Origin of the sequence: Arthrobacter sp. AOP36-A1-22 (assembly GCF_052377615.1) — a bacterium.
GTDB lineage: Bacteria > Actinomycetota > Actinomycetes > Actinomycetales > Micrococcaceae > Arthrobacter_H.
Genome location: NZ_JBQSWX010000006.1, coordinates 137313 through 157079 on the forward strand (window position 1 = coordinate 137313; position 19767 = coordinate 157079).

General features: G+C 66.5%; 21 protein-coding genes. 10 read left to right on the plus strand and 11 right to left on the minus strand.

Features of this window, described 5'->3' with window-relative positions:
* Positions 1-11: 11 nt before the first annotated feature.
* Together ACT3S2_RS05800 and dapD are read right to left on the minus strand one after the other, a co-directional pair.
* On the minus strand, positions 12-827 hold the full coding sequence (locus ACT3S2_RS05800; RefSeq protein WP_444555313.1) for a hypothetical protein: 816 nt from the start codon (positions 825-827) through the stop codon (positions 12-14).
* Positions 828-924: 97 nt separating this feature from the next.
* Entirely contained in the window at positions 925-1896 is a 972-nt protein-coding gene (gene dapD, locus ACT3S2_RS05805; protein WP_444555283.1) for a 2,3,4,5-tetrahydropyridine-2,6-dicarboxylate N-succinyltransferase, read from the minus strand.
* A gap of 42 nt (positions 1897-1938) precedes the next feature.
* Between dapD and dapE the strand changes: the two genes are divergently transcribed.
* Complete coding sequence (gene dapE / locus ACT3S2_RS05810) at positions 1939-3057, plus strand: succinyl-diaminopimelate desuccinylase (RefSeq protein WP_444555284.1); 1119 nt, start codon at positions 1939-1941, stop codon at positions 3055-3057.
* Between the two features lie 118 nt (positions 3058-3175).
* Here dapE and ACT3S2_RS05815 read toward each other — a convergent pair whose 3' ends face one another.
* The 4 genes from ACT3S2_RS05815 to ACT3S2_RS05830 form a co-directional block, all read right to left on the minus strand.
* Positions 3176-4087 (minus strand): amino acid ABC transporter permease, encoded by a 912-nt coding sequence (locus tag ACT3S2_RS05815; RefSeq protein WP_444555285.1) that lies wholly within the window; start codon positions 4085-4087, stop codon positions 3176-3178.
* On the minus strand, positions 4084-4761 hold the full coding sequence (locus tag ACT3S2_RS05820) for an amino acid ABC transporter permease (RefSeq protein WP_444555286.1): 678 nt from the start codon (positions 4759-4761) through the stop codon (positions 4084-4086). The genes ACT3S2_RS05815 and ACT3S2_RS05820 overlap by 4 nt, the downstream gene beginning before the upstream one ends.
* Positions 4762-4887: 126 nt before the next feature.
* The gene (locus ACT3S2_RS05825) at positions 4888-5724 is read right to left on the minus strand and encodes a glutamate ABC transporter substrate-binding protein (protein ID WP_444555287.1); all 837 of its coding nucleotides are present in this window, start codon (positions 5722-5724) and stop codon (positions 4888-4890) included.
* A 73-nt stretch (positions 5725-5797) separates the two neighbouring features.
* Positions 5798-6577, minus strand: a complete 780-nt coding sequence (locus ACT3S2_RS05830) for an amino acid ABC transporter ATP-binding protein (RefSeq protein ID WP_444555288.1) — start codon at positions 6575-6577, stop codon at positions 5798-5800.
* Between the two features lie 122 nt (positions 6578-6699).
* Between ACT3S2_RS05830 and ACT3S2_RS05835 the strand changes: the two genes are divergently transcribed.
* From ACT3S2_RS05835 to ACT3S2_RS05845, 3 genes are all read left to right on the plus strand, one after another.
* On the plus strand, positions 6700-7485 hold the full coding sequence (locus ACT3S2_RS05835) for an LOG family protein (RefSeq protein ID WP_444555289.1): 786 nt from the start codon (positions 6700-6702) through the stop codon (positions 7483-7485).
* 2 nt (positions 7486-7487) lie between these two features.
* The gene (locus ACT3S2_RS05840) at positions 7488-7832 is read left to right on the plus strand and encodes a DivIVA domain-containing protein (protein ID WP_444555290.1); all 345 of its coding nucleotides are present in this window, start codon (positions 7488-7490) and stop codon (positions 7830-7832) included.
* A gap of 104 nt (positions 7833-7936) precedes the next feature.
* On the plus strand, positions 7937-8104 hold the full coding sequence (locus ACT3S2_RS05845) for a DUF3117 domain-containing protein (protein WP_086999611.1): 168 nt from the start codon (positions 7937-7939) through the stop codon (positions 8102-8104).
* Between the two features lie 100 nt (positions 8105-8204).
* Here the strand turns inward: ACT3S2_RS05845 and ACT3S2_RS05850 are convergent, their stop codons facing one another.
* Entirely contained in the window at positions 8205-8840 is a 636-nt protein-coding gene (locus tag ACT3S2_RS05850; protein ID WP_444555291.1) for an O-methyltransferase, read from the minus strand.
* Positions 8841-8991: 151 nt separating this feature from the next.
* On the opposite strand from ACT3S2_RS05850, the gene sigE reads away from it, so the two are divergent.
* The 3 genes from sigE (at position 8992) to ACT3S2_RS05865 (ending at position 11046) form a co-directional block, all read left to right on the plus strand.
* A complete protein-coding gene (gene sigE, locus ACT3S2_RS05855) occupies positions 8992-9609 on the plus strand; it encodes an RNA polymerase sigma factor SigE (protein WP_444555314.1) in 618 nt (205 codons plus the stop codon).
* Positions 9610-9611: 2 nt separating this feature from the next.
* The gene (locus ACT3S2_RS05860) at positions 9612-10559 is read left to right on the plus strand and encodes a zf-HC2 domain-containing protein (RefSeq protein WP_444555292.1); all 948 of its coding nucleotides are present in this window, start codon (positions 9612-9614) and stop codon (positions 10557-10559) included.
* Positions 10560-10650: 91 nt separating this feature from the next.
* On the plus strand, positions 10651-11046 hold the full coding sequence (locus tag ACT3S2_RS05865) for a sec-independent translocase (RefSeq protein ID WP_444555293.1): 396 nt from the start codon (positions 10651-10653) through the stop codon (positions 11044-11046).
* A gap of 46 nt (positions 11047-11092) precedes the next feature.
* On the opposite strand, the gene ACT3S2_RS05870 is transcribed toward ACT3S2_RS05865, so the two are convergent.
* From ACT3S2_RS05870 to ACT3S2_RS05880, 3 genes are read right to left on the minus strand one after another with little or no spacing between them, the layout of a single operon-like run.
* Positions 11093-12229 (minus strand): Mrp/NBP35 family ATP-binding protein, encoded by a 1137-nt coding sequence (locus tag ACT3S2_RS05870; RefSeq protein ID WP_444555294.1) that lies wholly within the window; start codon positions 12227-12229, stop codon positions 11093-11095.
* Between the two features lies 1 nt (position 12230).
* On the minus strand, positions 12231-12875 hold the full coding sequence (locus tag ACT3S2_RS05875) for a DUF1003 domain-containing protein (protein WP_444555295.1): 645 nt from the start codon (positions 12873-12875) through the stop codon (positions 12231-12233).
* On the minus strand, positions 12868-14160 hold the full coding sequence (locus ACT3S2_RS05880; RefSeq protein ID WP_444555296.1) for a magnesium transporter MgtE N-terminal domain-containing protein: 1293 nt from the start codon (positions 14158-14160) through the stop codon (positions 12868-12870). Before ACT3S2_RS05880 ends, ACT3S2_RS05875 begins: the two co-directional genes overlap by 8 nt.
* A 118-nt stretch (positions 14161-14278) precedes the next feature.
* Between ACT3S2_RS05880 and ACT3S2_RS05885 the strand changes: the two genes are divergently transcribed.
* A complete protein-coding gene (locus tag ACT3S2_RS05885; RefSeq protein WP_444555297.1) occupies positions 14279-15106 on the plus strand; it encodes a general stress protein in 828 nt (275 codons plus the stop codon).
* Positions 15107-15209: 103 nt separating this feature from the next.
* Here the strand turns inward: ACT3S2_RS05885 and ACT3S2_RS05890 are convergent, their stop codons facing one another.
* A complete protein-coding gene (locus ACT3S2_RS05890; RefSeq protein ID WP_444555298.1) occupies positions 15210-16772 on the minus strand; it encodes an aminopeptidase P family protein in 1563 nt (520 codons plus the stop codon).
* A 58-nt stretch (positions 16773-16830) separates the two neighbouring features.
* On the opposite strand from ACT3S2_RS05890, the gene ACT3S2_RS05895 reads away from it, so the two are divergent.
* Positions 16831-17688 carry a PHP domain-containing protein gene (locus ACT3S2_RS05895; RefSeq protein WP_444555299.1) on the plus strand — a complete coding sequence of 286 codons (858 nt, stop codon included), beginning with the start codon at positions 16831-16833 and terminating at the stop codon, positions 17686-17688.
* A 376-nt stretch (positions 17689-18064) separates the two neighbouring features.
* Entirely contained in the window at positions 18065-19759 is a 1695-nt protein-coding gene (locus ACT3S2_RS05900; protein ID WP_444555300.1) for a sodium:solute symporter family protein, read from the plus strand.
* The last annotated feature ends 8 nt before the right edge of the window (positions 19760-19767 follow it).

Here is a 19767-nt window from a genome sequence, read left to right on the forward strand (position 1 = left end):
AGCGGGGTGGCCTACGGTGCGGCGTCGGCGAAGGTGATGACGACCTGCGATTTTGCTGTGGTGCCCGGAACCCATTGGTGCTCGGCGCGGTTCCACAACAAGCCCGAATTGCTCACCGAAACGATCTGGTGTTCTGCGGCATTGGCGACCGCCCATTGGGCGACGGCCCAGCCGCGTTCATCGGCCGCCGAAACGGTCAGTCGGTGGGCTCCGGCGGAGACCGGCAGGTCCCCGAATGCCGCGGTGAGCTGCGCCGACGTGGCAGCGACGTCCCCTGCTGCGGTGGGGCGGCGCAGGACGCAGTTCAACGCCGCCGGAGAATGCCCGGTCAGCGCCGAGGCGTAGGCCCTGCCTTCGGGTTCGTGAGCGGCGTAGGCCTCCGGGAAGGCGCTGCGTTGGACCTTCTGCGCGGCTTCGGTCACGGGCAGGGAGCGGTAGTCGAAGGTCTCCAGTTCCTGGTAGAACCGGTTGGTCGCGTAGAGCGGGTCCATGATCTCTTTTTCGGTGCCCCAGCCCTGCGAAGGACGTTGCTGGAACAAGCCCCGGGAATCGGGGCCCGCCCGGTCCCCGTAGTCGATATTGCGCAGTTTTGATTCCTGGACCGAGGTGGCAATGCCGATGGTCGCGGCCCGGGCCGGCATGTTGCGCCGGACGGCCACGGCGGAGATCAGCGCCGCATTGCTTGCCTGCTCCGGAGCGAGCCGGTGCTGGTCCGGCCCGACGGCGGCGGTGCAATGCGGCCGGACCAGTGTTTCTTGGTGATCGAGGAACCGGGAGGCGGCATAGACGCCTCCGGAGACCACCCCGACACCCAACACGATGGCCATGAAGGCGCGGAGCCCCCGATGGCGACGGCGCTGGGGCCCGGGGCCCCGACGGGGCCCCGGTGACCGGGTGGACAACGAGAAGACGTTGTCCGAAAGGTCAGTTGGCATGGAGCGCGGAATTCAATTCCACGCTCTGGCCTTCACGGGCCAGGACTTCAACGGCACCGCTGGTGGAGTTGCGACGGAACAACAGGTTCGGGACGCCTGAGAGGTCGCGGGCCTTGACGTTCTTGCCATCCAGGAGCACCCGGGTGCCGGCGGTGACGTAGAGGCCGGCTTCGACGACACAGTCATCGCCGATGGAAATCCCGACACCTGAGTTGGCGCCGAGCAGCACGCGCTCACCGATCGTGATGCGCTCCTTGCCGCCACCGGAGAGGGTGCCCATGATGGAGGCCCCGCCGCCGACGTCGGACCCGTTGCCGACCACCACGGAGGCGGAAATGCGGCCCTCGACCATGGAGGATCCCAGGGTTCCGGCGTTGAAGTTCACGAAGCCCTCATGCATGACCGTGGTCTCCTCGGCCAGGTGGGCCCCGAGACGGACACGATCGGCGTCGGCGATCCGCACCCCGGCGGGAAGGACGTAGTCCACCATGCGCGGGAACTTGTCCACGCCCTGCACGATGACCGCCCCGCGGCGACGCAGCCGCAACCGGATGCTCTCGAAGTCCTCCACCGGGCACGGGCCGAAGTTCGTCCAGACGACGTTGGCCAGGAAACCGAAGATCCCGTCCAGGTTGATGCTGTTCGGTGCGACCAGCCGGTGGGAGAGCAGGTGCAGACGCAACCACACATCGGCGGTATCGGCCGGGGCGACGTCGAGGTTGATCTCCAGTTCCACGACCTCCTGCGTGGTTCCACGCTCGGCATCGTCGGTGGCCACGGCGGCCAGCTCCCCGGAGAGCCGGGGGGCCTTTTCCAGGGCGGTCAGGACGGGGGCGGGGAACCAGACATCAAGGACCGTGCCATCGGAGGCGATGGTGGCTAGGCCGGATCCGGAGGCAATGCGTACCGGGGCGGCGGAGTCGTTCAGGGCAGAACCGGGCTGGGCCGTAGTAGAAGTCATGCCACCCATCGTAGCCGGGAGGACAGGCTATAGGCTGGATCCGTGAGTGAACATAACGCCGTGCCTGCCCCCGCAACCTCCCGCACCCCTTTGCCTGATGCCTCCGACGTCGCCTTGCTGACGCAGGCGCTGATGGACATCGAGTCCGTCTCGGGGAACGAAAAGCAGATCGCCGACGCCGTGGAGGACTACCTGCGCGCCCTGGACCATCTCAGTGTCCACCGCGACGGGGACTCCATCGTCGCCCGCACCGATCTGGGCCGCCCCGAGCGGATCGTGTTGGCGGGCCACCTGGATACCGTCCCCTTGCCCACGACCCCCGGTTCCCGCGGAACGGTGCCTGCCCAGTGGGACGGGAACATCCTGTTTGGGCGTGGCGCCACCGACATGAAGGGCGGGGTGGCCGTGCAACTGGCCATCGCCGCGCAACTGGTCGAACCGAATAGGGACATCACCTTCATCTTCTACGACCATGAGGAGGTCGAAGCCTCAAAATCCGGGTTGGGCCGCCTACTGCGAAATTCGCCGGCGCTGCTCGACGCCGATTTCGCGATCCTGCTGGAACCAACGAACGGCACGGTGGAAGGCGGCTGCAACGGCACCACGCGTTTCCTGCTGCGCACCCGGGGCACCGCAGCCCATTCGGCACGCGCCTGGATGGGGCATAACGCCATCCACGATCTGTCGGATGTCTTGACGCGGCTGCAGGCCTATGAACCGGCCACGGTGGATGTGGACGGTTTGGCCTTCCGTGAATCGCTCAATGCCGTGAGGATCACCGGGGGGATTGCGGGAAATGTCATTCCCGATGCCGCCGAAGTCGAGATCAACTACCGTTTCGCCCCCGATAAGGGCATTGCCGAGGCCGAAGCCCTGGTCCGCGGGCTTCTCCAGGGCTACGACATCGAACGAACCGACGGCGCCCCGGGGGCCAGGCCCGGGCTGAACCATCCTGCCGCGGCGGCCTTCGTGGCCACCGTGGGTGCCGAACCGAAGCCGAAGTACGGCTGGACGGACGTCGCCCGGTTCTCCGAATTGGGGATTCCGGCAGTGAATTTCGGTCCGGGCGATGCGTTGCTGGCCCATTCCGACGACGAACATGTCACCGGTCAGGCGATCCGTGACTGCCATGCCGCCCTGCACCGGTGGCTGAGCGACTGATCCGACGATGGGGCGCATCCTACGCTCCCGTGGACGAGGAACGGCCCCGGACCCCCATGGAGGGGTCCGGGGCCGTTCGCCGTCCAGCACCACGAGCCGGGAGCGGCCCGCAGCCGGGCTAGCGGTTCTGGTTTCTTCCGCCGGCCCCACCACCGGGCTCGACGTCGTCGAGTCCGGCCGGGGCCCCCACGAGTGCCCGGGCACCCGGCTTGGTCTTCGTTTCGCCACGGCTGGAGAGCCGGCGCGAGACGATCGTGGCCAGCTTGGAGAGGGCGAAGTTGATGATGATGAACACCGCGGCCACGACGATCAGGGCCTGGAGCACGTTGCCGTTGGGCGAGGAATAGGTCCTCCCGTAGAACAGCAGTTCGTTGAAACTGATGATGTAGCCCAGCGCCGAGTCCTTCAGGATCACCACGAATTGGCTGATCAAAGCCGGGAGCATGGCCACCAGCGCCTGCGGGATCTCCACGGCGCGTAGGCACTGCCCGGTGGTCAGGCCGATTGCGGTGCCGGCTTCACGCTGGCCCTTGGGCAGGTTGCGGACCCCGGAGCGGATCAGCTCGGCGACCACGGAGCCGTTGTAGAACACCAGGGCGGCGACCACGGCCCACATGGCACTGTCGGAGCTGATCTGCAGGTTGCGCGAGAAGAAGATGTTGAAGAACACGATCATCAGCAGCACGGGCACGGAGCGGAAGAACTCGACGATGATCGAGCAGAACACGTTGATCAGCTTGTTCTTCGAGAGGCGCCCGATGCCGAAGATCAGGCCGAAGACCACCGAACCGACGATGGCGAGGGCTGCAGCCTTCAGCGTGTTGGCCAGGCCTGGAAGCAGATAGTCCACCCAGGTGTTGGCCTCGAGGAAATCATCCCATTTACCGGGGGCCATCTGGCCCTTGGCCGCGAGACCGGAAATGGTCCACCACAAGACCGCGACGATGACCACGGCACCCAGGATGTTGATGAGGATGATGTTCCGCCGCGCCTTGGGCCCGGGCGTGTCGAACAGTACGGAAGCACTCATTGGGACACCGCCAGTTTCTTGGAGAGCCAGGTCGTGAGCAGGCCGACCGGGATCACGATGATCACGAAACCGGCGGCGAAGGCCAGGAAGATGGGCAGGACGATATCACCACGGGCGTCGAGGGCGTTTCCCATCGTCGCCGAGGCTTCGACGGAGACGGAGCCCACGGCGGCGACGGTGGAGTTCTTGATCAGGGCGATCAGCACGTTGCCCAACGGGACGATGGCCCCACGGAAGGCCTGCGGCAAGATGATCATGCGGGCCGCGGGCATGAAAGCCAACCCGATGGCGCGGGCTGCTTCGGCCTGGCCCTGCGGAACGGTGTTCACTCCCGAGCGGATGGATTCGCAAACGAAGGCCGCGTGGTAGATGGCCAGCCCCATCACGGCGAGCCGGAAGAAGTTCTGCTGGAACCCCCCGCCCAGATCCAGGCCGAGCTGGCCGTTGAGGGCCAGGACGCCGAACAGGATGATGATCGTCAACGGGGTGTTGCGGATGATGTTGACGTAGGAGGTGCCGATGGCAGCGAAACTAGCCACCGGTGAGATGCGCATCATCGCCAGGATGGTACCGAGCACAGTGGCGCCGATGGCCGCGAAGAACGTGAGTTTGATGTTCACCCACAGCGCGCCGGCGACGTCGAACTCGGTGAAGATTGAAATAAATGTATCCACTGTCTGCCTCTATCTGGATTGCCGCGTGGGGCGGCACCGTGGGCGGGCTACCGGGTGGGGCAGCGGTGCCCCACCCGGTATGGGGGGATGGTCCGGCAGGAGCCGGTGGGACATCCCCGGGAACTGCTAGGAGCAGTGATCCGGCGTCGGTGGGTTCACCTTGGCATTGGGCTCGTAGCCGGTGCCTTCGGTGTTCGCATCCAGCGACTTCTTCCAGTCGCCGGAATCGATCATCTTGGCGATCGCCTTGTTGATGTCCTCGCACTGATCGGATCCCTTCGGGAGACCGATGCCGTAGATCTCCTCGCTGAAGGGCTTGCCCACGAGTTCGAACTTGCCCTGGTACGCCGGCTGGGCGGCCAGCCCGGCGAGGATGATGTCATCGGTGGTCACCGCGTCGATCGTTCCGCCTTCCATCTGGGTCACGCACTCCGCGTAGCCCGGAAGTTCCTGGAGGTTCACCTTCTTGGCGTACTTATCCTTCACCTTGCGGGCCGAGGTCGAACCGGTGACGGAGCACAGGTTCTTGCCATTGAGGTCCTCGGGGGAGGTGATGCCGCTGTCCTTCTTCACCAGCAGGTCCTGGCCGGCAATGAAGTACGGCCCGGCGAAGTCAACGACCTTCTCGCGATCGTCGGTGATGGAGTAGGTGGCGACGATCATGTCGACCTGGTTGTTCTGCAACATGGTTTCGCGGTTCGCCGACGGTGCCGAGACGAAGTCGATGTCGCCCTCGTCATAGCCCAACTCGTTGGCGACGTACTTGGCGACATCGACATCGAAGCCCTTGTAGTCGTCGCCGTCCTTGAACCCGAGGCCCGGCTGGTCGAACTTGATGCCGATCTTGACCTTGTCGCCGTCTCCGCCGCCTCCGCCGTCGTCGCCCGATCCGCCACCGCATGCGGTCAGGGTCAGGGCCGCAGCGGCGGCCATCGCGGCCATCGCGTAATGGGTCTTGCGCATGTGCTTCTCCTTGTGTTGTGACCGGGGTAGTGATGCCCGGTCGCGAGTGATCCGGTCCCCGTGGGGGGCCGGGCTAGTGGTTGGTGATGAGCTTTCCGAGGAAGTCCTTCGCCCGGTCGCTCTGCGGGTTGGTGAAGAACTCCGTGGGGGTCGCTTGCTCGACGATCTGTCCATCGGCCATGAAGACCACCCGATCGGCTGCCTTGCGGGCGAAGCCCATCTCGTGGGTCACCACGATCATCGTCATCCCCTCCTTGGCCAGGGCGACCATGGTGTCCAGGACCTCCTGGATCATCTCGGGGTCCAGCGCGGAGGTGGGCTCGTCGAAGAGCATGACCTTCGGACGCATCGCCAGGGCCCGGGCAATCGCCACCCGCTGCTGCTGCCCACCCGAGAGCTGGGCCGGTAGCTTGTCCCTCTGGTTGGCCACCCCGACGCGTTCGAGCAGTGCCATCGCCTGTTTGACGGCTTCGGCCTTCTTCACCCCCCTGACCTTGATCGGTCCCATGGTGACGTTCTCAAGGATCGACTTATGCGCGAAGAGGTTGAAGGACTGGAAGACCATGCCGACGTCGGCGCGGAGCTGGGCCAGGGTCCTTCCCTCTTCGGGAAGCTTCTTGCCATCGATGTAGATGGCCCCGTCGTCAATGGTCTCGAGCCGGTTGATGGTGCGGCAGAGCGTGGACTTGCCGGAACCGGAGGGACCCAGGACGACCACGACCTCGCCGCGCGCGACGTCGAGGTCGATGTCCTGCAGGACGTGGAGGGGGCCATAATGCTTATTGACCTGGTCGAGCTTGACGACCGGGGTGCTCGAGGAGGCCCCGGTGCCGCTGCGGGATGAATTGCTCATGCCATGACAGTAGCCGATGTAACGCAGCACACCATGGGTAGTTGGCACCTTGGTGACCGAATCTTTACAAAGTCCGGTCCACCTCGCCTGCCATCCCTTGTCGACGACGATAGGCTGAAACCATGCCAGACTCTTCAAACCCACGTCAGACGATCAATGCACTGCGGGAAATTGCCCGCCGAAAAGGCGCTGTGGTCCTGCGACGGGACCAGGCCAACGTCGACCAGTCCGACCGGATGCTGCTTGAATCCAGGTCGTCGGGCGAGGACTTCACCCATACCGACCCCTGGCGCGTATTGCGGATCCAAAGTGAGTTCGTCGAGGGGTTCGGCACCCTGGCCAAACTCGGCCCGGCCATCAGCGTCTTCGGCTCGGCGCGCACACCCCACGACTCGGAGCGCTACCAGCAGGGGGTGGATGCGGGACGACTGCTGGGTGAAGCCGGATTCGCCGTGATCACCGGGGGCGGCCCCGGGGCCATGGAGGCCGCGAATAAGGGGGCCTGCGAAGCCGGCGCCGTCTCCGTCGGGCTCGGGATCGAATTGCCGTTCGAGACCGGAATGAACGAATGGGTCGATCTGGGGGTGAACTTCAGGTACTTCTTCGTCCGCAAGACCATGTTCGTCAAATACTCGCAGGGCTTCGTGGTCCTCCCCGGCGGCTTCGGGACCCTCGATGAGCTCTTCGAGGCGCTCACCCTGGTCCAGACGCAGAAGGTCACCAGCTTCCCGATCGTGCTGGTCGGCAGCGCCTATTGGGGCCCGCTGGTCGATTGGCTGCGTGACACCGTCGCGGAGGAGGGCGCCATTGCCGCCTCGGACCTGGACCTCATCCATGTGACCGACGACGTGGAGGACGCGGTCCGCCAGGTCACCGGCGGCGCACGGCCGACGGCAGGCAAGGCCTAGCGATGCAATACCTCCTGGTGTTCGTCGGCGTCCTGCTCATCGGAGTGGTGGTCTTCTTCGCGGTGGGGACCCGGCGTCGGGTGCCGGGATCCTCTCCGACCCCGACCGACGGGATCCTGGGGCTGGCCGAACCGGTCCCGTCGCTGCCCCCGGTGCTGCTTCCGGCGCATCCTGGGCCGGAGGACATCGCCCGCATGCGGCTGGGGGTGGGGCTGCGCGGGTACCGCTGCGACCAGGTCGACGAGGTCATCGGGGTGCTCACCGAGGAAATCGGGCGACTCAATGACGAACTCGATGCGACACGGCAGGGACCTGTGATTAGCGCCACGGAGAAATCTCCTGAATAATATGAAATGCAGGTTGAACAAGACGCGGTGGTGTTTGCCATCCTCGTCAGCGACGATCCGCGGGCCCGGTGGGACCGTGACATGCAGGAAGGAAGTCAGCATTAATGGCTGCGATGAAACCGCGTACCGGGGATGGCCCCATGGAGGTTACCAAGGAGGGTCGTAGCCTCATCATGCGGGTTCCGATTGATGGCGGAGGACGCCTGGTGGTGGAACTGAACGCCGAGGAGGCTGCCGAGTTGAAGGCCTGCCTCGTGGGTGTCACGGAGTAGTTCCCCCCCGATTCTTCACACAGAAAGGCAGGAACGGCATTCGCCGTGTTCCTGCCTTTTTGCCTACCCGGGCCCCGGGCGAGGCCGCGCGAAGCGCGGATCAGCCGGCCCGGACCGCCAGGAGCAGGCCGCTGCCGGTGGGGACGGTGCTGACCACCAGATTTTCATTATCGCGTAGCATGCGTCCGACGTTCCGGGCCGCGACGGTGCTGCGGTCCCGGACGGCCGGCTGGGGCACCCGGTCCCCGTCGAGTGCGTCGTTGATGATGAGCATTCCACCGGTACGCAACAGACGGACCCCGTGCTCGGCGTATTCCATCAGGTTCTGCTTATCGGCGTCGATGAACACCAGGTCGTAGGCGCCGTCGGTCAGACGGGGGAGCACGTCGCGGGCCCGTCCTCCGATGGTGCGGGTGCGGTTGGCCGGGATGCCGGCATCCAGATAGGCCTGACGTGCTGCATTGAGATGGTCGACGTCGATGTCGATCGTGGTGAACACCGCCTGCGGGGAGAGCCCGCGCAGCAGGCTCAGGCCGGAGATCCCGGCCCCGGCGCCGACCTCGACGACGGTGCGGGCCTTCGAATTCGCGGCCAGGACCTGCAACAACGAGGCGATGCCCGGACCCACGGGATCCACGCCCAGTTCATAGGCGCGTTCCCGGGCTCGGGTGATCACGTCGTCCTCGACGGGCAGTGCTTCGGTATAGGACCAGCTACTGTGCTTGTCGGAGCTCATGGGGTGCGAAGTTCCTCGGTTCGTGGTTGTGCGGTGGGGGCCGGTGGGCCCCGCACCATCCTAGCGCCGCCGCGGGGTTGTCGCGGTGGCGGCATATGCCCAGAGCTTGTTCAGCCTGCTCACAGGATGATCGGGAAGAATTGACACCGTGATTGTCAAAGGAAGCAAAGAAGACGGAGCCCTCTCCCCGCAGGCCGAGCAGGAGCTGGGCGTTCCGTCCTGGGACGAAATCGTCCAGAACCACTCCTCCAAGGTCTTCCGGCTGGCCTACCGTCTGACGGGCAACCGGTTCGATGCCGAGGACCTGACCCAGGAGACGTTCGTGCGGGTCTTCCGCTCGCTGCACAACTTCACCCCGGGGACGATTGACGGATGGCTCCACCGGATCACCACCAACCTCTTCCTCGATCAGGCCCGCCGCCGCAACCGCATCCGTTTCGACGCCCTCGCCGAGGATTCCGAAACGCGCCTGCCCGGAGCGGACCCGGGCCCGGAGCGGACCTTCGAATTCAACAACCTCGACGTCGACATCCACCTGGCCCTCGATGAGCTGGCCCCCGAATTCCGCGCCGCCGTCGTGCTGTGCGATCTGGAGGGGCTGTCCTACGAGGAAGTGGCCGAAACCCTTGGCATCAAACTGGGGACCGTCCGTTCACGCATCCACCGGGGCCGTTCGCAACTGCGCGTCAAGCTGGCCCACCGGGCCCCCAAACCCACCGCAACCCAGAACCGACCAAAGGTGGGGCCCGCGGTATCCGAGGCGCGCTGACGATGCATCGACACGGTAAACGCATCGACGGCTATCTCGACGGGGAACTCAACGACCGCCAGCGGGCGGCGCTGGAACACCACGTCGGGCGGTGTGCCGACTGCCGGCTGAGGCTCGAGGACCGCCGCAGGCTCAAACGCCGACTCCAGTCATTGGGCAGCACGGCCGGGGAGGCCACACCCGACGACGCGCTCATGGGACGTCTACGCCAGGGACCCTGGTCCATGGGGACCCCGACGGCGTTCGCCGAGGCCTCGCTGGATGCCGATGGGCACAGTTCCCGTCTGCGCTCCCTGGCCCCGGGGCTGGCGGCGACGGCCATGGCCGCGATGCTGACCGCCGTGGTCTGTGCCGCATGGGTGCTCGGCGGAACCGTCCAGGATGCCACCGATGGCCATGGGCCGTTGGCTGGCGCTTGGTCGGGCACGGGAACCGAATTGAGTCGTTCCGATCTCGGGACCCTGCGGGCCGCCGGCTGGAATTGCCCCACCATGTCCCCGGCCGGGTTGGAACTGGTCCGGGCCACCGGCAGCCGGACCGGGGGAATCGATCAGGTGACGCTGGAATTCACCGGTGACCAGGGCGAGGTGGTGCTGACCGAGTCACGGACCCGGGATGCCGGACTACTCAAATCATCCTTGTTCCAGCCGACCACCGCGCCGGAACAGCCCCGGACCCACGCCATCGGCGCGCAAGAATCCCAATTGCAGAGCATCGACGGCGAAGCCGTTTCCGTGGCCGCCGTTGACGGCGGGATGGAACTGGATATGCGCGATGCCACCTATTCGCTGCGCTCCTCGCTGGATGGTCCGGGCACCGACGCGGTGAAGCATCGGATCGTGGCCACCGAACATGCCCGGCTGGCCCCGCACGCGGAGGGGACCGACGGGATGTTGGCCCGGCTCGGGCGCGGGATGTCACGCTTGCTGGTCCTGGATACGGATTACTGATGTCCAGGCAGGAGCCGTCCCGGGGGCGAGGACAACGCCGGGCGGGGGCGTGGAGTTCGGGGCAGCGGCGCCGAGCGGGTAATCTCTAGACGTGTTCGGAATTAACGGTGGCGAGTTCCTGATTCTCGTGGTGTTGGCGGTCTTCGTGCTGGGCCCTGACAAACTCCCGGTCTATGCGCAGCAATTGGCGCGCCTGGTGAAGGAAGTGCGCAAGATGGCCACCGGCGCCAAGGAACAGCTCCGGGAGGAGGTCGGCGACGAGATCGCCGACATGGACTGGCGCAAGCTCGACCCCCGGCAATACGACCCCCGCAAGATCATCAAGGACGCACTCCTTGATGACGCCGACGACGTCGTGGCTGCCGCCCGGGAACCGTTGCCCGCCGCCGGTCGCCAGAAGGCCCTGGGCGCCTCCGGGCCGGAGCGGACCGGAGGCCAGGCCCTCCAGGCCAACGAGCCGGCTCCCTTCGACCTCGAGGCCACCTGAACCCAGCGGTGGGGCCACCGCCTCCTGCCGGGGCCGTGGAGGGCTTTCAGCCCTCGCGCGGGGTGACGTCCAGCTTCATCCCCGAGAGACCTCGGGGCCGGTGCGTCAGTTTCCGGGCGATGGCCGTGATTTCGCCGGCCGCGGCGGACTCCGGTTCGGCCACCACGATGGGGATCCCGGCATCGGCCGACTCGCGCAGGCGCTGATCCAGCGGCACCTCGCCCAGCAAGGGGACCTCCGTGTCCAAGGAGGTCGCCAGCCGTTGGGCCAGCAGTTCCCCTCCGCCGGAGCCGAAGGGGTGCACGCGGGTTCCGTCGGGTAGTTCGAACCACGACATGTTCTCCACCACCCCGATGACCTGCTGCCCGGTCTGGCTCGCCAGTGCCCCGGCGCGTTCGGCGATCGACGCCGCCGACGCCTGGGGGGTGGTGGTCACCAGGATCGAGGACCCGGGCAGCAGCTGCCCGACGGAAATCGCCACGTCCCCGGTGCCCGGCGGCAGATCGAGCAGCAGGACGTCCAGATCACCGAAGTGGACATCGGTGAGGAACTGTTCCAGGGCGCGGTGGAGCATGGGCCCGCGCCAGATGACCGGCTGGTTGCCCTCGATGAACATGCCGATGGAGATGACCTTGACCCCGTGGGCGACCGGGGGCAGGATCATTTCGTCCATCCGGGTCGGTGCCTGGGTGATTCCCATCAGCCCGGGGACCGAAAAACCGTGGACATCGGCGTCGATGATGCCCACCCGCAGTCCGTCGGCCGCCATGGCGCAGGCCAGGTTCACGGTCAGGCTCGATTTGCCGACCCCGCCCTTGCCGCTGGCCACGGCGATGACCCGGGTCAACGAGCCCGGCTCGCTGAACGGGATGACATGGCGTTTCAACCCGGTCTTCAATGCCCCGCGCTGTTCGGGGGACATCACCCCCAATTCGACTTGTGCCTCGGTGATCCCCGGCACCGAGCGGACCGCCGCGGCGGTGTCCTCCATGATCGTCTGGCGCAACGGGCAGCCGGAGATGGTCAGCAGGACGCGCACGTGGGCGGTGCCGTCCTCGTCGACCCGGATGGAATCGACCATGCCGAGTTCGGTGATCGGCCGGCGGAGTTCGGGGTCCTGGACCTCGGCAAGGGCCTCGTGGACGGCCGTGGCCAGGGGGCCTATGATATCGGGTTCGGTCAAACTACTCGGTCTTCCCTTCGGTGTTGTTCCCGGTCCCGCCCGTGGTCGGGCGGCCGGGCCGTGCTGCCCGCACCCGCGGCAGCGTGGTGGTCGCCTCGGAGACCTTCTCCTTGCGTTTGGGTGCCTTCCCGCGCAGCCGGATGTCGTCCCCGTCGTTGGATTCGACGAGCTCCTCCAAGGCGGAACGCAGCTCGCTGCGCACATAGTCGCGGGTGGCTACATCCCGCAGCGCGATCCGCAGTGCGGCGAGCTCGCGGGTGAGGTATTCGGTGTCGTAGAGGTTGCGTTCGGCCCGGTTGCGGTCCTCCGTCAGCGAGACCTTGTCCCGGTCGTCCTGGCGGTTCTGGGCCAGGAGCAGCAGCGGAGCCGCATAGGAGGCCTGCAACGAGAGCATCAGTGTCAGGGCGGTGAATCCCAAGGCCGCCGAGTCGAAACGCAGCGAGTCCGGCCCCCAGGTGTTCCAGGCCAGCCAGACGATGCAGAAGATCGACATGTAGACCAGGAAGGCCGGGGTGCCCATGAAGCGGGCAAAGCCCTCGGTGGCCTTGCCGAACGCATCCGGGTTCGGTGAAACGCGGGGCCAGAGCCGGGACCTGGCCCCGAGCGGGGTGTCCAGTCCCGAACCGTTCTTATGTGGTTCAACCATGGTTGCCTGCTCCCGTCGACTGGATCTTCCCGTCATGGATGCGCCAGTCCTCGGGGAGGATGTGGTCCAGCACGTCATCGACGGTGACCGCCCCGACCAACCGGCCCTCCCGGTTCACCACCGGCATCGAGGTGAGGTTGTAGGCGGCCAGCATCCGGGAGACCTCACTGACGTCGGTGGTGTCGAGCACCGGCTCGAGATCGTTGTCCAGGATGTTGCCCACCGGTTCCGGCGGGGGATGGCGCAACAGCGCCTGGATGTGGACCATACCCAGATATCTCCCGGTCGGGGTCTCCAAGGGCGGACGGCAGACATAGACGCTCGAGGCCAGTGCCTGGCTGATCTCCTCCCGGCGGACATTGGCCAGGGCTTCGGCGACCGTCGCCTCGGGCGGCAGGACGATCGGCACCGGGGTCATCATCGAGCCGGCGGTGTTTTCCTCGTATTCGAGCAGGCGACGGACGTCGTCGGCGTCCTCGGGTTCCATCAACTGCAGCAACGCCTCCTGCTGGACCTCCTCCAGTTCGTGGAGCAGGTCGGCGGCATCGTCGGGGTCCATCTCCTCCAGGACGACGGCGGCTCGATCCATGTCGAGGAAGGACAGGATCTGGACCTGCTCCTCGTCGGGCAGTTCCTGCAGGACATCGGCCAGGCGGTCATCCTGGAGTTCGGTGGCCACTTCAAGGCGGCGTTTGGTGCTCATTTCATGCAGGGCCTCGGCGAAGTCGGCCGGTTTGAGTTCCTCGTGGGCCGCCACGAACTGGGTGGCCGCCTGGGGATCGTCCCGGTTGCCGTGGACGATCTCGTTCCAGGACACCAGCACGCGGTGTCCGCGTGAGAGCCGACGCAGGGGGCGGAACCCGCCGGCCGGATCCGCGCCGCGCCGGACGTAGTAGTCCGAGAGGGCCCAATCGCCATTGCGTAGCTTCTGTAGTCCGATGTCTTCCACGGTGGCCTCCCCGGAACCGTCGGTGAAGGCGACGACCCGGTCGAAGAGTTCGGCGACCACCAGGGTCTCGGCACCGCGCTGCTGGAAGCGGCGCAGATTGACCAGCCCCGAACAGATGATCTGGCTGGCCTCCATGGCCTGCACGCGCGTCATCGGGACGAACACCCGTTTCTTGCCCGGCACCTCGACGACCAGGCCGACGCCCAGCACCTGTTTGCGCGGACCACGATCGAGCACCACGACATCACGCAGCCGGCCCAGACGATCCCCCAGGGGGTCGAAGACATCGAGGCCGAGCAAGCGGGCAATGAATACCTTGTTCGATGAGCTGCTCACCCTCCCTAGGCTACCGGCTGGGACCCCGGCCCGTCAGGGATGCACCGGGAGGCGGCGCACCGGTTCACCGGGAGCGATAACACCCCACGTCCACGCGTTGAGGAGGCAGAATGGAAGCATGAGCCCAACAACCGGCACCAATCGGAACGCCTCCGCCCAACTGGGACCTCCCCGCGGGGAGATCCTGGGCCGCTACGACTCCTATCTGGATGCCCAGAAGGTGGTCGACTACCTGGCGGACCACGACTTCCCGGTCGCCGGGGTGAGCATCATCGGCAACGACCTGATGACGGTGGAACGGGTCACCGCGAAACTGAGCTACCCGAAAGTGGCGTTGGCGGGGGCCGCGCAGGGGGCTATGTTCGGCATCTTCGTGGGCCTGATCCTGAGCATCTTCGGTCCCGAAGGCGGACTCACCCAGATCCTTTCCTCGGTGGGGCTGGGCATGGCCATCTGGATGATCGTCGGGGTGGTCAGCTATTCGTTCCGCAAGGGGAAGCGCGACTTCTCCTCCTCCAGCCAGGTCATGGCCACCAGCTACGACGTCGTCGTCGCGTTCGAGCATGCCGCAGCGGCCCGTCAGATGGCCTCGAAACTGCCGATGAGCCGGGTCGAGGCCCAGCAGGTCACCCCCGCCTGGGCGCCCCCGCGCCAACAGGGCGGCCCGGCGGGCCCCGGCCCCGATGCCGGGACGCCGACGGGCGGCCCCGTGGCCCCGGCGCCGAGCCCGGCCCCGGGCGGAACCGGCCAGGACGAGGGGCACGGCACCTCCGAGGCCGGGACCGCCTCCGGTGCGGACACGGCACCGCGGTCCTCGACGTCGTACTCCGATCTGCCCGACGGACGTCCGCAGTACGGGGTGCGGGTCACCCCGGAACAGGAACCCGAGGCCCCGGCGGAAGGCGAGGACCAGACCGGCGGCACGGACCAGCAACCCCAGCCTTGACGCGCCCCGGGGCCCGGGGCAGCCGCCCACCAGTGGCGGAAAAGACCAAAGGCCGGTTCCTCCCCACGGGGAGGAACCGGCCTTCTTTGATCCGCGGCGGAGGCTACTGGGCGTCGGCCGAGTAGATTCCCGCCATCCAGGATTCGATGTCCTCGGCCGTGCGTGGCAGGGCCGCGCTGAGGTTTTCGCAGCCGTCGGCGGTGACCAGGACGTCGTCCTCGAGGCGGACGCCGATGCCGCGGTACTCCGCGGGGACGGCCAGATCCTCGGACTTGAAGTACAGGCCGGGCTCGATCGTGAAGACCATGCCGGGCTCCAACACGGCATCGAGGTACAGATCCCGCTTGGCCTGGGCGCAGTCATGGACATCCAGCCCGAGGTGGTGGCTGGTGCCGTGCGGCATCCAGCGGCGGTGGTGCTGTCCGTCGGGGGAGAGTGCCTCCTCCAGGGAAACCGGCAGCAGTCCCCAGGCGTCCAGGTTCTCGGCCAGGACCTTCAGCGCCGCTTCGTGCAGCTCGCGGAACCTGCGCCCGGGGCGGGCGACCTCGAAGGCGGCATCGGCGGCGTCCAGGACCGCCTGGTAGATCCGGCGCTGGACCTCGGAGTACTTGCCGTTCACGGGCAGGGTCCGGGTGATGTCCGCGGTGTAGAGCGAATCGGCCTCGACGCCGGCATCGAGCAGCAACAGGTCCCCGGTGTTCACCTGGCCGGAGTTGCGGATCCAGTGCAGGACGGTGGCGTTGTTGCCCGAGGCGGCAATGGTGTCGTAGCCGAGGTCGTTGCCTTCCTCGCGGGCCCGGGCGAAGAAGGCGCCTTCGACGACGCGTTCGCCCCGCTTATGCTCGATGGCGCGCGGGAGTTCGCCGACGACGTCGTGGAACCCGTTGACGGTCGCCTCCACGGCGGCACGCATCTGCTCGATCTCCCAGTCGTCCTTGACCAGGCGCAGTTCGGAGAGCGCTTCGGAGAGTTCGCCGTCGAGGCGGTCCGAGGCTTCGAGATCGACCCCGGTATTGATCCGGGAGGTATCCACCAGGGCGTCGCAGTTCGGATCCACATCACGCAGCAGCCGGATCCGCATCCCGCCGATCTCGGTGGCGCCGGCACCGGTGGTGATGGCCTCCTCCAGCTCGGCGTCGATATGCGCGGTGGGCAGTTCCAGCCGGGCCTTCAACACGTCGAGGGTCGGACGGGTGCCGATCCAGAATTCCCCGGACCGGGCATCGGAGTAGAACTCCTCGGTGTCGCGGCCGGCCATGGGACGGAAGTAGAGGGTCGCCCGATGGTTTCCGCCGTCGTCTCCAGCGCCTTCCTCGGTGGGTTCCAGAAGCAGGACGGCATCGGGTTCGTGGTCGACGCCGAGCCCGGTGAGGTGGGCGAATCCGGAGTGCGGGCGGAAACGGTAGTCGGTGTCGTTGGAGCGGACCTTCAACGGTCCGGCCGGGATGACCAGGCGTTCACCGGGGAACTTGGCCGAGAGGGCGCGGCGCCGGGCGGCCGCATAGGGGGCCACGGCGTCGGGGCCGGGGGAGGTGGCTTCGGTGGAGGGGGCCCACTGGGACCCCATGAAGTCCTTGAAGGCCTGCGAGGACGGGCGCTGTGAACGGTTGTTCACGCGTTCCTCGAGTGGTTGATCGCTGCCGGGGGTGTTGTTCGCTTGAGTCATCACCGTTCCATGTTCTCAAAGCCGGGCCGATACACCAAGGCGCCGGTAGGCTGGAGGAATGCTGATCGATCTGCATGCTCACTCGAATGTCTCCGACGGGACCGAAACCCCGTCGCAGCTGATGGCCGCGGCGGCCGCCGCCGGCCTGGACGTCGTCGCGCTGACCGACCACGACCAGACCTCCGGATGGGCCGAGGCCGCCACCGCTGCGCTAGAGACCGGCGTGGGGCTGGTTCCCGGGATGGAGATCTCCTGCAAGACCGCCCGCGGGGTCAGTGTGCACCTGCTGTCCTATTTGCACGACCCGGGCCATGGGGAATTGTTGGTGGAGATCGACAAGGCGCGTGATGCGCGGATCCACCGGGCCCGGAAGATGGTTGAACTGATCTCCGAGGACTACCCGATCACCTGGGAGGCGGTGGGGGAGCAGTCCGCCCCCGGGGCGACGTTGGGCCGGCCGCATATCGCCGATGCCCTGGTCGCGGCCGGGGTGGTGTCGAGCCGAAGCGAGGCCTTCGCCACCGTGTTGACCTCGCGATCGCGTTACTACGTGGGGCACTACGCCGTGGACCCCGTCAGGGCCGTCGAACTGGTGCGGGCCGCCGGGGGAGTACCCGTGTTCGCCCACCCCATGGCGGAGCTGCGTGGCCGGGTGGTCGAACCGGAGGTCTTCGACGAGATGATCCAGGCCGGTCTGCTCGGGCTGGAGATCGACCATCGGGATAATTCGGACCAGGGGCGCCGGTTCCTGCACTCGCTCGCGGCCCGGCATGATCTGATCGTGACCGGTTCCAGCGACTACCACGGGACCGGCAAGCCCAACCGGCTGGGTGAGAACTCCACCAGCGTGGACATGCTCCGACGAATCCTCGAAGCAGGCACCGGAACCGCCCCGGTGGGGATGCCGAAAACCTGACTCATCAGTCACCTGGATTTCCGGCTGGCGGGAATTACCTCCGCACTCTGATAGTGTCACCGACGTAGGGGGTTGCTCCAGGCAACCTTGTCGAGCACGAATCCGAGTGCTTGGACGACCCCCGGTTCCACGGGAGGCCCCACCATGGCCTCCGCCGTTTGAGTGGCCTTGACCCGAAAGCCGGGTAGCCGCACGCGCCGCGCCAACAGCGGCCCTGCAGGTCCGGTTAGGTCCGGGTGGAATGCGCGCCTTGAATGCGTCCGCACCGGACGAAGCCCGCCTCACGGCGGCGTGGCAATGGCGCCCGTTAAACCGGGCCGGCGCGCTGCGACCAGGGGAGGCATCCGGTGGCCGACCCCGTGAGAAGAGGAGCAGCATGACACCGAATGGTGCGGAGCTCCAGCAGCTGAGTGGATGGCTAGTCATCGGGCTGCTGGTGTTTTTTTACGGGGGGACATTCCTGATGACCCTCGGGATCAGCAAGAAGAAGGAAAACGCGGACGGCTACATGACCGCGGGCAACAACATCGGCTTCGGCATCTCCGCGGCGAGCATGACGGCCACCTGGATCTGGGCCTCGTCGATGTATGCCTCGGCCACCTCCGGCTACACCTACGGCATTTCGGGCCCCATCCACTACGGCCTCTGGGGCGCCTTGATGATCCTGTTCATCTACCCCTTCGGCAAGCGCATCCGCTCCGTGGCGCCCCGGGCCCACACCCTGGCCGAGGTCATGCACGCCCGGCACGGCCGAGGCAGCCAGCTGATGCTCGCCGGCTCCAACGTCGTCGGCAGCCTCATCAGCCTGACCAGTAACTTCATCGCCGGCGGTGCCTTGATCGGCCTGCTTTCGCCCTTCAGCTTCCAGCAGGGGATCCTCACCGTCGCCGCCGGCACCCTGCTGTATTCGCTGTGGTCGGGCTTCCGTGCCTCCGTGTTGACCGACTTCGCGCAGGTGCTGGCCATGCTCGGCGCCGTCGTGGTCATCATCCCGGTCGTGTTCTTCGCCGCAGGCGGGACGAACATGTTCGTCGAGGGGGCCGCGAACGTGACCCCCCAGCAGGGGAACTTCTTCTCCTCCGAGGCCTTCATGAACCAGGGCGCGCCCTACATCGCGGCGGTGCTGGCCTACGCCATCGGCAACCAGACCATCGCCCAGCGGCTCTTTGCCGTGCGCGAGGACCTGATCAAGAAGACCTTCGTCACCGCCACCGTCGGCTACGGGGCGACCATCATCGGCATCGGCATGCTCGGTGTCATGGCGCTGTACCTGGGCATCACCCCCACCGGCGGGGACCTGAACAACCTGATCCCCGAAATGGCAGCGACCTACCTCGGACCCGTGTTGTTGTGCCTGTTCCTGGTGATGATCATCGGGGCGCTGTCCTCGACGGCAGACTCCGACCTGAGCGCCCTGTCCTCGATCATGATGGCCGATATCTACGGGCAGAACGTGGCCCAGAAGGGCGAAGTTAACCCGAAGACCATGCTCCTGGTCGGCCGCGTCTCCATGGTCCTGGCCACCGGCGCCGGGCTGTACTTCGCCAGCGGGGCGTTGAACATCCTGGACCTGCTGGTCTTCGTCGGCGCCTTGTGGGGGTGCCTGGTCTTCCCGGTCATCTCCAGCTTCTACTGGAAGAAGGTCACGAACATGGCCTTCGTGACCTCGGTGATCGTCGCCCTGGCCATCTTCATCCCCGTGCGTTTCTCCTGGATCCCCGTCGACGGGCTCTGGGGCTACACGGTCGACGTCTTGTCGATCGTCGGGGTCGGCGTGGTGCTCGGGCTGATGCTCTTCGGCTTCTTCGGCGGCCGGGTGGCACGGATCGGTGGCATCATCGCGACCCTGGCCGTTGCGCCCTTCGCCTTCGGGCACCTGCACGACTACGCGGTCCTCAGCGGATCGCTCGTCGCCTACGCGGTCTCCACGGTGCTGTGCTATGTGATGTCCGCCCGGTCCTCGATGGAATTCGATTTCGACACCATCAAGGACACCGTCGGCGATTTCGACCCGTCGGATCGGCCGGCAGCGGCCCAGACCGACGTCGATGCCGCCGAAACGCATTCCTGATCCTGAAG